The organism is Paenibacillus chartarius (genome assembly GCF_042432825.1).
Taxonomy (GTDB): domain Bacteria; phylum Bacillota; class Bacilli; order Paenibacillales; family NBRC-103111; genus Gordoniibacillus; species Gordoniibacillus chartarius.
On the sequence record NZ_JBHLWN010000070.1, the window covers coordinates 23,546 to 39,137 of the forward strand.

General features: G+C 56.2%; 17 protein-coding genes and 1 other annotated feature. Of the genes, 16 read left to right on the plus strand and 1 reads right to left on the minus strand.

Features of this window, described 5'->3' with window-relative positions:
- Position 1: 1 nt before the first annotated feature.
- The 13 genes from ftsZ (at position 2) to ACFFK0_RS17240 (ending at position 11,919) form a co-directional block, all read left to right on the plus strand.
- Positions 2-1,123, plus strand: coding sequence for a cell division protein FtsZ (gene ftsZ / locus ACFFK0_RS17180; protein ID WP_377471514.1), 1,122 nt, complete (start codon positions 2-4; stop codon positions 1,121-1,123).
- A gap of 182 nt (positions 1,124-1,305) precedes the next feature.
- Positions 1,306-2,220, plus strand: coding sequence for a sigma-E processing peptidase SpoIIGA (gene spoIIGA, locus ACFFK0_RS17185; protein WP_377471515.1), 915 nt, complete (start codon positions 1,306-1,308; stop codon positions 2,218-2,220).
- Positions 2,221-2,254: 34 nt separating this feature from the next.
- On the plus strand, positions 2,255-2,977 hold the full coding sequence (sigE, locus tag ACFFK0_RS17190; protein ID WP_377471516.1) for an RNA polymerase sporulation sigma factor SigE: 723 nt from the start codon (positions 2,255-2,257) through the stop codon (positions 2,975-2,977).
- Between the two features lie 248 nt (positions 2,978-3,225).
- Positions 3,226-4,008: an RNA polymerase sporulation sigma factor SigG gene (gene sigG, locus ACFFK0_RS17195; RefSeq protein ID WP_377471517.1), complete on the plus strand. Its 783-nt coding sequence runs from the start codon at positions 3,226-3,228 to the stop codon at positions 4,006-4,008.
- A gap of 159 nt (positions 4,009-4,167) precedes the next feature.
- Positions 4,168-4,473, plus strand: coding sequence for a YlmC/YmxH family sporulation protein (locus ACFFK0_RS17200; RefSeq protein ID WP_377471518.1), 306 nt, complete (start codon positions 4,168-4,170; stop codon positions 4,471-4,473).
- Between the two features lie 79 nt (positions 4,474-4,552).
- Positions 4,553-5,443, plus strand: coding sequence for a peptidoglycan editing factor PgeF (pgeF, locus tag ACFFK0_RS17205; RefSeq protein WP_377471519.1), 891 nt, complete (start codon positions 4,553-4,555; stop codon positions 5,441-5,443).
- Positions 5,440-6,132, plus strand: a complete 693-nt coding sequence (locus ACFFK0_RS17210; protein ID WP_377471521.1) for a YggS family pyridoxal phosphate-dependent enzyme — start codon at positions 5,440-5,442, stop codon at positions 6,130-6,132. The genes pgeF and ACFFK0_RS17210 overlap by 4 nt, the downstream gene beginning before the upstream one ends.
- 55 nt (positions 6,133-6,187) lie before the next feature.
- Positions 6,188-6,616: a cell division protein SepF gene (locus ACFFK0_RS17215; RefSeq protein WP_377471522.1), complete on the plus strand. Its 429-nt coding sequence runs from the start codon at positions 6,188-6,190 to the stop codon at positions 6,614-6,616.
- Complete coding sequence (locus ACFFK0_RS17220; RefSeq protein ID WP_377471523.1) at positions 6,617-6,922, plus strand: YggT family protein; 306 nt, start codon at positions 6,617-6,619, stop codon at positions 6,920-6,922. It begins immediately after the preceding gene.
- A 10-nt stretch (positions 6,923-6,932) separates the two neighbouring features.
- A complete protein-coding gene (locus tag ACFFK0_RS17225; RefSeq protein ID WP_377471524.1) occupies positions 6,933-7,715 on the plus strand; it encodes a YlmH family RNA-binding protein in 783 nt (260 codons plus the stop codon).
- Between the two features lie 98 nt (positions 7,716-7,813).
- Positions 7,814-8,305, plus strand: coding sequence for a DivIVA domain-containing protein (locus ACFFK0_RS17230; protein WP_377471525.1), 492 nt, complete (start codon positions 7,814-7,816; stop codon positions 8,303-8,305).
- Between the two features lie 63 nt (positions 8,306-8,368).
- Positions 8,369-8,643, plus strand: a binding site (T-box leader).
- A 66-nt stretch (positions 8,644-8,709) separates the two neighbouring features.
- Entirely contained in the window at positions 8,710-11,484 is a 2,775-nt protein-coding gene (ileS, locus tag ACFFK0_RS17235) for an isoleucine--tRNA ligase (protein WP_377471526.1), read from the plus strand.
- Positions 11,485-11,580: 96 nt separating this feature from the next.
- On the plus strand, positions 11,581-11,919 hold the full coding sequence (locus ACFFK0_RS17240; protein WP_377471527.1) for a DUF5665 domain-containing protein: 339 nt from the start codon (positions 11,581-11,583) through the stop codon (positions 11,917-11,919).
- Positions 11,920-11,965: 46 nt separating this feature from the next.
- On the opposite strand, the gene ACFFK0_RS17245 is transcribed toward ACFFK0_RS17240, so the two are convergent.
- On the minus strand, positions 11,966-12,697 hold the full coding sequence (locus ACFFK0_RS17245; protein WP_377471528.1) for a TraR/DksA C4-type zinc finger protein: 732 nt from the start codon (positions 12,695-12,697) through the stop codon (positions 11,966-11,968).
- A gap of 92 nt (positions 12,698-12,789) precedes the next feature.
- On the opposite strand from ACFFK0_RS17245, the gene lspA reads away from it, so the two are divergent.
- From lspA to ACFFK0_RS17260, 3 genes are read left to right on the plus strand one after another with little or no spacing between them, the layout of a single operon-like run.
- Positions 12,790-13,317, plus strand: coding sequence for a signal peptidase II (gene lspA / locus ACFFK0_RS17250; RefSeq protein WP_377471529.1), 528 nt, complete (start codon positions 12,790-12,792; stop codon positions 13,315-13,317).
- Complete coding sequence (locus tag ACFFK0_RS17255) at positions 13,298-14,269, plus strand: RluA family pseudouridine synthase (RefSeq protein ID WP_377471530.1); 972 nt, start codon at positions 13,298-13,300, stop codon at positions 14,267-14,269. The genes lspA and ACFFK0_RS17255 overlap by 20 nt, the downstream gene beginning before the upstream one ends.
- Before the next feature lie 52 nt (positions 14,270-14,321).
- The gene (locus tag ACFFK0_RS17260) at positions 14,322-15,479 is read left to right on the plus strand and encodes an aminotransferase A (RefSeq protein ID WP_377471531.1); all 1,158 of its coding nucleotides are present in this window, start codon (positions 14,322-14,324) and stop codon (positions 15,477-15,479) included.
- The last annotated feature ends 113 nt before the right edge of the window (positions 15,480-15,592 follow it).

The following is a 15,592-nucleotide window of genomic DNA, read 5'->3' on the forward strand; positions in this document are numbered from 1 at the left end:
CATGTTGGAATTTGATATGGATATGGACCAACTGGCACAAATTAAAGTCATTGGCGTCGGCGGCGGCGGCAGCAATGCCGTGAACCGGATGATCGAGAACGGCGTCAAAGGCGTGGAATTTATTACGGTCAATACAGACGCTCAAGCACTGCACACGGCGAAATCCGAGCACAAGCTGCAGATCGGGGACAAGCTTACCCGCGGTCTCGGTGCCGGCGCAAACCCTGAAGTAGGGAAGAAGGCGGCGGAAGAGTCGAGAGAGCTCATTATGAATACGCTGCGCGGTGCAGATCTCGTATTCGTAACGGCTGGTATGGGCGGCGGTACGGGTACAGGCGCCGCACCCGTTATCGCGGAGATCGCACGGGAATGCGGAGCTCTGACGGTTGGTGTCGTAACCAGACCGTTCACCTTCGAAGGCCGCAAGCGGGCCATGCAAGCCGAGCAAGGTATCGCCGCTCTTAAAGAGAAGGTCGATACGCTCATTCTGATTCCGAACGATCGGCTGCTCGAAATCGTCGACAAGAAGACGCCGATGCTGGAAGCATTCCGGGAAGCCGACAACGTGCTTCGTCAAGGCGTTCAAGGCATTTCCGACTTGATCGCGCTGCCGGGTCTCATTAACCTTGACTTCGCCGATGTCAAGACGATCATGACGGAGCGCGGCTCGGCACTGATGGGGATCGGCATCGGCACCGGCGAGAACCGTGCCGTCGAAGCCGCCCGCAAGGCGATTCAGAGCCCGCTGCTGGAGACATCGATCGAAGGAGCGCGCGGCGTGCTGCTGAACATTACCGGCGGCTTGAACCTGTCGCTTTATGAAGTGAATGAAGCGGCCGACATCGTCGCTTCCGCTTCCGATCCGGATGTGAACATGATCTTCGGTGCCGTTATCGATGAGACGCTGAAGGATGAAATAAAAGTAACCGTTATCGCAACCGGCTTCGAGCACCGCGCTGCGTCCACGCCGCCTGCGCGCCGTCCGCTGGGCCAGAGCGAGTCTGCCGGCGATTCGCGCACGAGCAGCGGCACATCGAGCCTGCGGCCGTTCGGTGCGCAGCCGTCGGGCGACCAGCTCGATATTCCGACCTTTCTCCGCAATCGCCGCAATACGGACAAATAAATACGTGCAATCGGTAAGAGGCTGTCCCGTCTATGAAAAGATGGGGCAGCCTTTTCAATTACCTTCCATGTGGGCGAACTTCCTTCGACAAAAAAACCTACATCCCCCCGGCGCAATTAGACAGACTTTGATGCCCGTCTATCTTATACTGAGTTCAACCGCCGGAGGGGGGAGCCGGGCATTTGATCGTCTATCTGGACCTCATCTTCTTGACCAATTTGCTCCTCAATGGAGCGGTGCTTGCGACTACGGCCTGGGCGCGGCACAAAAGAGTAGCTTGGTGGCGAATAGCGCTGTCTGCATTGCTTGGCGCCTTCTATGTATTGCTGCTGTTCCTGCCCGATCTTCATATGCTCTATACGTTCGCTGTGAAAATTATATTTTCCATCGTCATGATTATGACTGCATTCGGCTTCTCCAGCTTGCAAAATTTCTTGCGTGACATAGGCATGTTTTATCTCGTTAACTTTTCGTTTGCCGGCTGTATATTCGGCCTTCGGTATTTTCTTCTTGAAGCGAATGATGTGCTGGACGGTATCGTTTTTACCCAAGCTGCGACAGTAAACATTTTCTACATTGGGTATGGAATGCTGTTCGTCTTTGCGCTATCCGCCATCTTCATGTTTCGCAACGTATTCGTGTTCACGAAGAAGAAGAATGACATGCAAACGCTGCTCGCCGAGGTGAGAATCATGATCGGCGACGTGGAAGCGGTATGCACCGGCTTAATTGACACCGGCAATCAGCTGTACGACCCGCTCACGCGCACGCCGGTTATGGTAATGGAGGCGGATCGCTGGAAGGAATGGCTGCCGCCGGCGTGGCTCGAGCGCATCCGCCGTTCGGAGGTCGATCAGCTCGTTGCCGGCTTCGGTGAGGAAACGTTCGTGTGGCAGGATCGACTGCGGCTAGTGCCGTTTCGGGGCATCGGAAGGGGTACTCAATTCATGCTGGCGCTGAAGCCTGATCGGGTCGTGATCAAGCAGGGCGAGCAGGTGCGGGACATTACGAAAGTGCTGATCGGGCTCGACGGCGGCACGTTGTCCCACGACTGCGCATACCAAGCTATTATTCATCCGGCGATTATCGCCAATTGACAATACTAGCTGAAGCTTACCGGGAGGATCTGCCATGCTTTGGAAGTGGAAACTGCGGCTGCAACTACAAATGTACCGATTGCTCATGTTCCTGCGGCTGAAGGGCGAGGAGATTTATTACATCGGGGGCAGCGAAGCGCTCCCGCCGCCGCTTACGCGCGAGGAAGAGGAATATTTGCTCGAGAAGCTGTCGACGGGAGACGGCGCTATCCGCGCTATGCTGATCGAACGCAATCTCCGCCTCGTCGTCTACATAGCGCGGAAGTTCGAGAACACAGGCATCAATATTGAGGATCTCGTGTCGATCGGGGCGATAGGACTCATTAAAGCGGTGAATACGTTCGACCCGGAGAAGAAAATCAAGCTGGCGACGTATGCGTCCCGCTGCATCGAGAACGAAATTCTTATGTATCTTCGCCGCAACAGCAAGATCCGGACCGAGGTGTCTTTCGACGAGCCGCTGAACATCGATTGGGACGGCAACGAGCTATTGCTGTCGGACGTGCTCGGAACGGAAAACGATACGATTTACCGTAACATCGAGGAGCAGGTCGACCGCAAGCTGCTGCACAAGGCGCTCGACAAGCTGACGGAACGCGAGCGGATCATTATGGAGCTGCGCTTCGGCCTCCAGGACGGCGAAGAGAAGACGCAGAAGGACGTGGCCGATCTGCTCGGCATTTCGCAGTCATATATTTCCCGCCTGGAGAAGCGGATCATCAAACGATTGCGCAAGGAATTTAATAAAATGGTATGAGATAGACCGCATAGCTTGCCGAGGCAGGCTGTGCGTTTTTATTTTTCTCGAAGGCAAGAACGCTACCCGAACAGTCTGGGTTACCCTGTTCATTTTTTCTTCCGTTGGAAACGATGCAGAACCATGGCGGGCTTGCATTCGTATTTGTCAAGTCCTTGTGCTAGCGCTTACATCACTGTTCGCATCGCATAAAATTGCATCTCGAGGAGATAATGTACATTAATGTTTCTCCTTGGGAGGTATTCACGGTGACCCGAAACAAAGTCGAGATTTGCGGTGTCGACACTGCAAAACTGCCCGTACTGACCAATGCCGAAATGCGCGAGCTCTTCGTGCAGCTGCAGACGAACAACGAACGATCGGCTAGAGAGAAATTGGTTAACGGCAACCTGCGTCTCGTCCTGAGCGTCATCCAGCGATTCAACAACCGCGGCGAATTCGTGGACGATTTGTTTCAGGTAGGCTGTATCGGACTCATGAAGGCGATCGACAATTTCGATTTAAGCCAAAATGTGAAGTTCTCCACCTATGCGGTGCCGATGATTATCGGAGAAATTCGCCGTTACTTGCGCGATAACAACCCGATTCGCGTATCCCGTTCGCTGCGGGATATCGCCTACAAAGCGCTTCAGGTGAGAGATAATCTGACGAATAAAAATTCGCGCGAACCGACGATTTATGAAATTTCGGAAGCTCTCGGCGTGCCGAAGGAAGACGTCGTGTTCGCTCTCGATGCGATTCAGGACCCGGTCTCGCTCTTCGAGCCGATCTATCACGACGGCGGCGATCCGATCTATGTAATGGACCAGATCAGCGACGAGCGCAATAAGGACATGTCGTGGATCGAAGGCATAGCGCTCCGGGAAGCGATGCGGAAGCTGGGCTCACGCGAGAAAATGATTTTGTCGATGCGCTTCTTCGAGGGCAAGACGCAGATGGAGGTAGCCGACGAGATCGGCATCTCGCAGGCGCAGGTGTCAAGACTGGAGAAATCGGCAATTTCGCAAATGCAAAAGCACGTAAAGACGTAATGAACGCTTTCGCAGACTAACTCTGTTGATCGGCCGCGGCCCGGACATGTGTCCGGGTCTTTTTTCCACAGGACAAGTCTCGAAGGGGCAATAATGCCCGGCTTCTTCATATACTAAAACCGAGATACCCCATCTTTTCTACAAGCGTGGTGAGCAGACGTGAAAATCTCCGATTTCCAAACGAAGGATGTCATCAATATTGTCGACGGCAGGAAGCTCGGACAGGTGAGCGATCTGGAGCTCGATCTGCGCCAAGGCCGGATCGATGCGATCGTTGTGCCAACGCAGGGAAAGTTCTTCGGGTTGTTCGGCGGCTCGACGGATATTATTATTCCGTGGAGGAACATTGTGAAAATCGGAGCGGACGTCGTTCTCGTTAAGCTTGATGATGCGCGGGTGTACCGTCAGCCGGAGGAGCAGGAGCAGCCGACGTACGTGGAATTCAATCGGCAGTACCGCGCCTAGGGCGGCGGCGCCTAACGGCGCTGCCGCTTATTGTGGTACACTGAATGGAAAAGGCCATACAAAGGGGAGACGGACAAGCATGGAACCGTTCGTTTGGAAAGAAGCGGAAGGGACGGAGGAGCCGTCCGTGTACGTGCTGGAGAGCTGGACGAAGCTCGACCCGGAGCTAAGCGCAGGCTTTACGTCCCGGCACGGCGGGGTGAGCGAGGCGCCGTACGGAACGCTGAACTGCGGGCTGCATGTGCAGGACGCGCCGGAGCACGTCGTGACGAACCGCAGGCGACTCGCTTCGGCGGCCGGCGTGCCGTTCGAGACGGCGACGTACGCCGAGCAGGTGCACGGAACACATGTAGCGGTCGTCGGGGACGCGGAGCTTGGCGCAGGCAGAAGCGACCGGGAAACCGCTCTTCCGGATACGGATGCGCTCATTACGAATCGTGTCGGCGTATCGCTGAATTTGATGTACGCGGACTGTGTGCCGCTGTATTTTTACGATCCGGTTCGGAAAGTGATCGGACTTGCCCATGCCGGGTGGAAAGGGACGGTCGGCAATATCGCACAGGCGACCGTGCGGCGGATGACGGACATATACGGCTGCAAGCCGGAGCATGTGCGGGCGGCGATCGGACCGTCGATCGGGTCGTGCTGCTACGAGGTCGACGAAGCGGTGGCGGCGAAAGTAAGGCCGCTGCTGGATACGCTTGAGACGACGGAAGAAGACCGGGCTCGGATCTTGTCACCTGGACGCGAAATCGGCAAGTATCAGCTGGGGCTGCAATCTTTAAACCGACTTTTGATGACAAAAGCAGGAATTTTGTCGGTTCATATCGAAGTAACCATGTTATGTACCGGATGCAGCACCGACCGTTTCTTCTCGCATCGCAAGGAGGGCGGCAGAACGGGCCGCATGGTCGCCTGGATCGCCAGGAGGCCGGAAGGTATGAACAAGCAAGGAGAACGTGCGCAATGACACTGACATTTCAGGAACGAATCGAATACGTCCGTTCGCGCATTGCGTCCGCTGCCGAGCGCAGCGGACGGGACCCGGTCGACATTCGGGTCATCGCCGTCACCAAGTACGTTTCGCTGGAGACGACGAGGGCGGCGCTGGATCTCGGACTCGAGCATATCGGGGAGAACCGCTGGCAGGATGTGCAGGCCAAGTGGGAGGCGCTCCACGAGCGGGGAACATGGCATTTCATCGGGCATTTGCAAACGAACAAAGTGAAGGACGTTGTCGGGAAGTTTGCTTATATTCATTCGCTGGACAGGCTTTCGCTCGCCAAGGAGATCGAGAAGAAGGCGGCGGCGCTCGGCATTGTGCAGGACTGCCTGATTCAGGTGAACGTCTCCGGTGAGGAGAGCAAATACGGTTTGCCGCCGGAGGAGCTGCACAGCTTCGCCGGGCAGCTGCGGGACATGCCGCATATCCGCGTCGTCGGGCTGATGACGATGGCGCCGCTTGAGGCCGAGGCGGAAGCTACCCGGCCGGTGTTTCGCGAGCTGCGCCGGCTGCGGGACGAGCTGAACGCGGGCGGGACGCTCGGCTACGAAGCGCCTCATCTGTCGATGGGAATGTCGGGGGACTTCGAAGTGGCGATTGAAGAAGGGGCCACTTGGGTACGGCTCGGCACGATTTTGGTCGGTAAGGAAGCTTGATGGTTCAGTCCTTTGAGGGCCGCAATACATAGACCTTAGTATGGGAGGAGAAATTATGGGCGTCATGAACAAATTCATGAATTTTCTGGGCTTGCAGGAAGAAGAGGAAGTCATCGAACGCGAACGGATTGTAGAGCAAGTCGAAGAACCTGAAACCAACACGTTCGAAGCACGTAATACTACAAAAGGGAAGAGCAACATCGTCAGCATCCATTCCCAGAAAAATGTGAAGGTTGTCCTGAATGAGCCGCGTTCCTACGAGGAGACACAGGAAATCGCCGATCACCTTCGTTCCCGCCGGCCGGTTATCGTCAACCTGCAGCGCGTCCGGCCCGATCAGGCGCTTCGCATTGTGGATTTCTTGAGCGGAACCGTGTATGCTTTGAACGGAACGATAGCCAAGGTAGGTCCGAACATTTTCCTCTGTACGCCGGACACGGTAGACATCCAGGGCTCGATTACAGAAATGATTAACGAGGGCTAGTTGCTCCTCGGAACTGAGGTGAACTTGTTGCTGATCACGGTCATTAGTGCCATTACTGTCTTGGAACAAATCTATACGTATATGATTATCGGTTATATTTTGCTGTCTTGGTTTCCTAATGCCAGGGAAAGCTTCATTGGTAATCTACTCGGGCGCTTGACGGAGCCTTACTTGAGTATTTTTCGCAGAATTATTCCTTCGATCGGTCCGATCGATATTTCACCCATCGTCGCGCTGATCGCACTAAACTTTGTAGGATTGGGCCTTAAGGTTGTCGTGCAATATGTACTGGGCCTGTTCCTGTAGGTGACGATCCGTGAGCACAGACTTTCGCGTTCATTTTCATCCGGATGAGCACCACTTTGTCGATAAAGCGCTGGACTGGATCGAGCGGGCGGCCGATAACCATCAAGTGCGGCGAACCGATTTTCTCGATCCGCGCCAGGCATTCATTCTGGAGACGCTGGCGAACCGCAATCCCGACGTACAGGTAAGGCTGGACGGCGGATATCCCGAAGCGGAACGCAAGCGGGCGATTATTGCCCCGGATTACCTATCCTTGGATGATGAGGATATGGGCATCCGGGTGCTTGCCGTTACGTCGGCCGATGCAAAGATCGCGCAGCTGGAGCACAGCGACTATATGGGAGCGCTGCTTGCGCTCGGGATGAAGCGGGATAAAATCGGGGATATTCACGCGGGAGAGGCCGGCTGCCATTATCTTGTCGCGGAAGAGGCTGCCGATTATTTGCGGTTGAATTTGTCGCAAGTACATCGCGTTGCCGTACATACCGAATTGCTGCCGCTGGACAAGCTGGCCACGACCGGCTCAGAGCTGCAGGAAATGAGCTTATCCGTCGCATCGATGCGGCTCGACGGGATCGTCGGCGACGTATGGAAGCTGAGCCGGGCGAAGGCGCTTGTGCCGATTCAAGCGGGACGGTGCAGAGTCAACTGGAAGCCTGAGGAGAATCCGAGCGCCCAGCTGAAGGCCGGCGATATGGTGTCGATGCAGGGGTTCGGACGGTTTAAAGTGCTGGAGGTCGAAGGGACGACGAAAAGCGGACGGCTGCGGGTTAAGGTCGGCAAGTTCGTATAACTGCAAAAGTCAACTTTTTTGTCGCTTCGGTGCAGGAATTTCCTGCTTCTTGTCGAATGCTAGTTAGGACTACTTTTACTACTGCCGGAGGTGCACGGATGCCGTTAACGCCGCTCGATATACATAACAAGGAGTTCGGACGCTCGTTCAGAGGCTACGATGAAGACGAAGTGAACGAATTTCTCGATCAAGTGATTAAAGATTACGAGGCGCTCATCCGCGAGAACAAAGATTTGCAGAGCCAGGTGGCTACGCTGCAGGAGCGGCTCGACCATTTTGCGACGATCGAAGAGACGCTGAGCAAGACGATTATCGTTGCGCAGGAAGCGGCCGACGAAGTGAAGAACAATTCCAAGAAGGAAGCGCAGCTGATCCTGAAGGAAGCGGAGAAGAACGCCGATCGGATCATCAACGAGTCGCTCGCCCGCTCGCGCAAGATTGCACTGGAGATCGAGGAGCTGAAGAAGCAGGCGTCGGTATACCGGACGCGCTTTAGAACGCTGGTCGAGGCGCAGCTGGAGCTGCTCAGCAAGGACGATTGGAAGGCGCTCGAGCCGGGTAACGGCGAAGAAGGCGGCCAAGGGTTTTAAGGCGGGCTTCCGTTCTGTTGACTGAGCGGAGCGAATTCGCTATACTTCGTAATAAGTTATTGTGGCAAAACGATGATTGGGCCGAGTAGTTCGTCCATATGCAGACAGCGAGCCGGGGATTGGTGGAAGCCCGGTGCTGCACACACGAGCGAAGATCTCCCAAGAGTGCCGCCGGAACGGTAATTTCGCCTAGCGAACTTACCCACTATGGAAGGCCGGGTCATTCCGTTACCGATGTGTGAAGTGAGCATGCCTTATTCCTGCTGCACCGCTGCGCGCGGCGGAGGACAGATGGCTTGCTAATTAGGGTGGTACCGCGAGAGCTCCTCGTCCCTTTGGGGATGACGGGGCTTTTTTGTTGCCCTCCCATACATGAAAGACCGAATTGGAAAGGGGTCATAACGATGGATTATAGTAAAACGCTGAATTTGCTGCAAACCGATTTCCCGATGCGCGGCAATCTGCCGCAGGCGGAGCCGAAAATGCAGCAGTGGTGGGACGAGATCGACGTGTACGCCAAAGTGCAGGAGAGCCGCCGCGGCCAACCGAAATGGGTGCTTCACGACGGACCTCCGTATGCGAACGGCGACATTCATATCGGCCATGCCCTCAACAAGACGCTGAAGGATATTATCGTCCGCTTCAAGACGCTGCAGGGCTACGACGCCCCTTACGTACCGGGCTGGGATACGCACGGCCTGCCGATCGAGCAGGCGATCGCCAACGGCGGCAAGGTCGACCGGAAGAAAATGAGCGTGCCTGAATTCCGCGAGTACTGCAAAGCGTATGCGCTGGAGTGGGTCGAGAAGCAGAAGGCGCAGTTCCGCCGGATGGGTATCCGCGGCGACTGGAACAACCCGTACATCACGCTTCAGCCGCAGTTCGAAGCGCAGCAAATCCGCCTGTTCGGCGGTATGGTGGAGAAGGGGTATATCTACAAGGGCTTGAAGCCGGTTTATTGGTCGCCGTCCTCGGAGAGCGCGCTCGCCGAAGCGGAGATCGAATACCGCGACAAGACGTCGCCTTCGATCTACGTCGCCTTCGACGTTCAGGACGGTAAGGGTAAGCTGCCGCAGGATGCGGCGATCGTCATCTGGACGACGACGCCTTGGACGCTTCCGGCGAATCTCGGCATCTCGGTGCATCCGGAGTTCGACTACGCCGTCGTTGAGACGGGCGGCCGGAAATATGTGCTCGCACAGGGACTGCTGGAAGCCGCGGCGAAGGAAATCGGCTGGACGGAATGGAACGTCATATCCACAGTGAAGGGCAGCGAGCTGGAGCTCGTCACATGCAAGCATCCGTTCTACGACCGGACTTCGCTGGTTATGACGGGCGAGCATGTCACGCTGGAAGCCGGTACGGGCTGCGTCCATACGGCGCCTGGACACGGCGAGGACGACTTCGTCATCGGCCAGCGCTACAATATCGGCGTGCTCAATCCAGTCGATGATCAAGGGCACTTCACGAAGGAAGCGCCGGGCTTCGAAGGCGTGTTCTATGAGAAAGGCAATCAGCTCGTCATCGCCAAGCTGGAGGAGAGCGGCCATCTGCTCAAGCAGCTGCAAATCCAGCACCAATACCCGCATGATTGGCGGACGAAGAAGTCGGTTATTTTCCGGGCAACCGAGCAGTGGTTCGCTTCCGTCGATAAGTTCCGGGAGGCCATGCTGGATGAGATCAAGCGGGTGGAGTGGACGCCGGAATGGGGCGAGGTTCGCCTGCACAATATGATCGCCGAACGCGGCGACTGGTGTATTTCCCGTCAGCGGGTATGGGGCGTGCCGATTCCGATCGTGTACTGCCGCTCGTGTAACCATCCGCTTGTCAACAATGCAACGATCGAGCACATTGCCGGCATCTTCGAGAAGGAAGGCTCCAACGCCTGGTTCTTGAAATCCGACCAAGAGCTGCTGCCGGCTGGCACCACTTGTCCGGAGTGCGGCCACGGCGAGTTCCGCAAAGAAACGGACATTATGGACGTATGGTTCGATTCCGGTTCGTCGCATATGGGCGTGCTGGAAACGCGCGATGATCTGCAATGGCCGGCCGACTTGTATTTGGAAGGGTCCGACCAATACCGCGGCTGGTTTAACTCTTCACTCATCACCGGGGTTGCAGTTAAAGGCCAAGCGCCGTACAAAGCGGTGCTCAGCCACGGCTTTACTCTCGATGGCGAAGGACGCAAGATGTCGAAGTCGCTTGGCAATACGATCGATCCGCTGCAGGTCAGCCAAAAGCTGGGCGCCGACATTCTCCGTCTATGGGTAGCTTCGTCCGACTATCAGTCCGACCAACGGATATCCGATGCGATTCTGAATCAAATTTCCGAGGTATACCGGAAAATCCGCAATACGCTGCGTTTCATGCTCGGCAATCTGGGCGGCTTCAACCCGCAAACCGATCGCGTCGCACCGCAGGCAATGAGCGAGCTGGACCGCTTCGCGCTGGCGCGGCTGCACCGGATGATCGAGCGGGTAACGAAGGCGTACGACAAGTACGAATTCCATCTGGTATATCAGTCGATTCATCACTTCTGTGCCGTTGAGATGAGCTCGTTCTACCTGGATATCATTAAGGACCGATTGTATGCGAACGCCGTGAACGACCCGGCCCGCAAAGCGTCCCAAACCGTCATGTATGACGCTCTCGTGGCGATCACGACACTGATCTCGCCGATTCTGCCGCATACGGCCGACGAAGTATGGAAGTTTATCCCGGGTACGGAGCTGTTCAGCGTACAGGTTGCGGAGCTGCCTCAAGTCGACAGCTCTCTGTTCGATGAAGCAATGGAGCGGAAGTGGGAGCAATTCCTGCACATTCGGGACGAAGTGCTGAAGGCGCTGGAGGAAGCGCGTCAGGCCAAGACGATCGGCAACTCGCTCGGCGCAAAGGTTGTGCTGTATCCGAACGAAGAGTCGGCGGAGCTCTTGGGCAAGTTCGAGCATCTCGATCAGCTGTTCATCGTATCGCAGGCCGAAATCGGCGGCGGCTACGATGCGGCACCGGACATGGCGCTCAAAGGCAAGCATACCGCGGTCGCCGTACTGACGGCCGACGGCGAGAAGTGCGAGCGCTGCTGGATAGTGACGCCGGAAGTCGGGCAAAGTAAAGAACATCCTACGCTGTGCAAACGGTGCAATGACGTCGTTGAGACGCATTACGTGGGCCATCAATAACTGACCTTCCTGCGGCGTGCCGGGATTGGCGGCCATATCCGGCCTTACAGCTCCCGGCCGGCCGGCGAGGGTTCGGCTTGGAGGCAGGTGCATCCTATGGCAGACAGCATTGAGACAGGCGCAGTCAGCGAGCAGCGCAAGCTGATCGTCTCGCTGCGCGAGCGTATCGACGAAATTGCATGGACGATGGAAAAATCGCAAATCGCCGATTATGTACAGCTGATGCATAAGCCTTGGCGGCTGGCGATGCTGAATTTGGTGTCCGGCATTTCGCGGGGGGTGGGCATTGCGATCGGCTTTACGATTTTCACATCAACGATCGTTTATGTATTGCAGGCGCTCGGTGCGCTCAACCTGCCGATTATCGGCGACTACATCGCCAATTTGATCGAGCATGTGCAGCAGCATCTGGAACGGGAAGGTTACACGTATTAGCTTGGAAACATCAAGGAGCCCGTGTCGTGCGGGCTCCCTTTCCATGCTACTCCTCGTAACGGTCGGGCTCAAGTAAGCCCTCGCCTTCGCCGCTGTTCAAATAGTCGCGGTACTGCTTGCTGCGAATAACCGTAACCTGTTGACCGTACAGATCGGTTGCGACAAAGCTTTCGTACGCTTCGACGAAGCCCTCGTGTTCATCGGCTTCGATGAAGATATTATTGTAATCGTCGGCGTTCGGATTTTCCGACATGGCCGGAGAATCCGAGTTGCCCCAGCTTTCGACGATTTGCCATGCGTCCTCGCCGTCAAACTGGTTTTGCGAAGAATCCAGCTCATCCAGGCTTGTCCGGCCGAATGGCGGCTGCAGCAGCTCTTCCTCGATCGGACGCCGGTCGGATTCCTTCGGGTCCGGGACGTGGGCTACGCAGTATTCCGTCGTAGGAATCGTTTCAAGACGCTCGTAATCGATTGGCGCGCCGCAAGTTTTGCATATGCCGTAGGTATGATTTTCGATATTTCGCAAGGCTCTGTTTACTTGCTCCAGCTCATGCTCGGTATGCTCGGTTAAGGCCAAATCTTTGGCCCGCTCGAACGTTTCCGAGCCGATATCGGCCGGGTGATTGTCATACATGGACAGCTCCGTCAGACTTTCCAGCTGAGAGTGTCCGGCCAATTGATAATGCTCGTTATCGTGGAGCCGCCGCTCAAGGCTGACTTTCTCCTCTAGCAGCTTCAGCCGGAGTGCGTCCATTTGTTGTTTCGTCAGTTCGTCCATTCGCAGTAAGCTCCTTTCATGGGACTGCTGTGCCGTTAGTGTTGGCGTTCGTGCTTCGTTTTAACGAGGAAATTGCAGGAGGGGGAGACGGCGTGAAGTATTATTTGTACGCAATCGTTATCATTCTTGTGGATCAGGCGACAAAATGGCTCATCAAAACGAATATGACGCTCGGTGAAGCGCATTCGGTAATCGGAAATTTCTTTCTGCTGACGTCGCATCGCAACAAGGGGGCCGCGTTCTCGATTTTGCAGGGGCAGCGGTGGCTCTTCCTCGTCATTACCATCGCTGTGGTCATCGGCATTATATGGTACCTGCAACGGATGAGGCAGGAGCGCAGGCTCTTGCTCTGCTTCGCTCTGAGCTTGCTGCTCGGCGGTGCGGTCGGCAACTTCATCGATCGCGCATTGTATGGAGAAGTCGTCGATTTCCTGCAGTTTAATTTTGAATTTGACTGGTTCGGGAAGCATATTTACTACACGTACCCGATCTTTAATATCGCCGATGCGGCGATTGTGATCGGTGTCGCTTTGATTTTCCTGGAAGCGATACTGGGGGCCCGGCGGGACAATAAGCAAAGAATGGCGGCGACGCAGGAACATGAACAAGAACAAGGCTGACGCTGAGATAGAGGACATCGCCGCGGAGCTGGAGCTGCAGGATGTGCTGGAATGGACCGTCGACGAAGCCTCGGCGGGCGAGCGGATCGACAAATACGTGACGGAATCGCTGGACACGGAGACATCGCGGTCTCAGGTGCAGCTGTGGATTCAAAGCGGGCATGTAACGGTGAACGGCGGGACGATAAAGCCGAATTATAAGCTGGGCGCGGGAGACCGTGTTGTGGTGACGGTACCGGAGCCTGCCGGCGTCGACATCGACCCGGAGCCGATTCCGCTCGACATCGTATATGAAGATCCGGACGTTATCGTGATCAACAAGCAGCGGGGGCTTGTCGTACATCCGGCGCCGGGCCATACGTCGGGAACGCTCGTCAACGCGCTGATGTATCACTGCCGCGATCTGTCGGGCATTAACGGCGAGCTGCGGCCCGGGATCGTTCATCGAATCGATAAGGATACGACCGGTTTGCTGATGGCGGCCAAGAACGATCAGGCGCATGCCAGTCTCGCGGCGCAGCTGAAGGCTCATTCCGTCCATCGAAAATATATCGCGCTCGTCCACGGCGTTCTGTCGCATGACCAAGGGACGATCGACGCGCCGATCGGACGGGATTCGTACGACCGGAAAATGTTTACCGTGACGGATAAAAACAGCAAGGAAGCCGTGACGCATTTTCACGTAATGGAGCGGTTTGCCGATTATACGCTGGTGGAGCTTAAGCTGGAAACCGGGCGTACGCATCAAATTCGCGTCCATATGAAGTTTATCGGCCATCCGCTGGTAGGCGATCCGATGTACGGCCGCAGCAAAGGGCTGAAGATGGACGGGCAGGCGCTGCATGCGGCGAAGCTCGGCTTCGAGCACCCGCGGACGAAGGAGCTGCTTATGTTCGAAGCGCCGCTGCCGGCGGATATGGAGCATTTGCTGCATATTTTGCGGACTTCGTAAGGAGCCGCGTTTGGTTGGATTGGGTTACTTGGGGAGAGAGGAGCAGTCGGCTATGGAGCATTTGATCAATCCCGCGGTGAAAGAGATTCAAATATCGGGCATCCGCAAAATATCGAACCGGGTCGCCGAAATCCCGGGGGCGCTGACGCTGACGATCGGGCAGCCGGATTTTCCGACGCCGGCTCACATCGTTGAAGCGGGAAAACGGGCACTGGAGCAGCAGAAGACGGTCTATACGCCGAATCCCGGCATTTTGGAGCTTCGTCAGGCTGCAGCGGCGTTCGTCGGCTCGAAGTACGGATTAACGTATCGAGGCGCGGATGAAGTGATTGTGACCGTTGGTGCCAGCGAGGCCGTGGACATTGTGCTGCGGACGATCGTGACGCCGGGGGCGGAAGTGATTTTGCCGGCGCCTGTATATCCGGGGTATGAGCCGTTGATCCGGCTCGCCGGAGGAGTTCCGGTGTACGTCGATACGCGGAAGAACGGCTTTAAGCTGACAGCCGAGCTGCTCGAGCCGCATTTGACGGAGCGGACGCGCTGCGTGATCCTGTGTTACCCTTCGAACCCGACGGGGCAGGTGCTCAGCGAGGCGGAGCTGAACGATTTGGCTGCATTGCTGGAGCAGCGCGAAGTGTTCGTGTTGTCTGACGAAATTTACAGCGAGCTTGTGTACGGGGAGCCGCATCGCTCCATTGCCGCGATTGGCGGAATGCGGGAGAAGACGATCGTCATTAACGGGTTGTCGAAGTCGCATGCGATGACCGGCTGGCGCATCGGCTTCACGTTCGCGCCGGCTGCATTGACTCAGCATTTGGTGAAGGTGCATCAGTACAACGTCACTTGCGCGAGCTCGGTGAGCCAGTATGCCGCTTTGGAAGCTTTGACGCACGGGGCGGACGATGCGCTGCCGATGCGGGAAGCTTATGTACGGCGGCGGGATTACGTGCTGGACCGGCTTAGCCGAATGGGCCTCGCGGCCGAGAAGCCGAGCGGGGCGTTCTACGTGTTCCCGTCCATTGAACGGTTCGGGCTGCGCTCGGAGGAGTTTGCGTACAGGCTGCTCGAGGAAGAGAAGGTGGCCGTCGTGCCTGGTGACGCGTTCACATCATATGGCGAAGGGTACGTGCGGCTGTCGTACGCATATGCGGACGATGTGCTGGAGCAGGCGCTGGACCGGGTGGAGCGGTTTGTGAAGAAGCTGGGGTAACGCAGAGGTTGGTATGGATGAGTTGTTGCCGAAATCGGATATGTTATTGTAAAATATAATGGGTTCGATGTCGAGGACGTACTGACAATTCGTTAACTACATGCAAAAAGCAC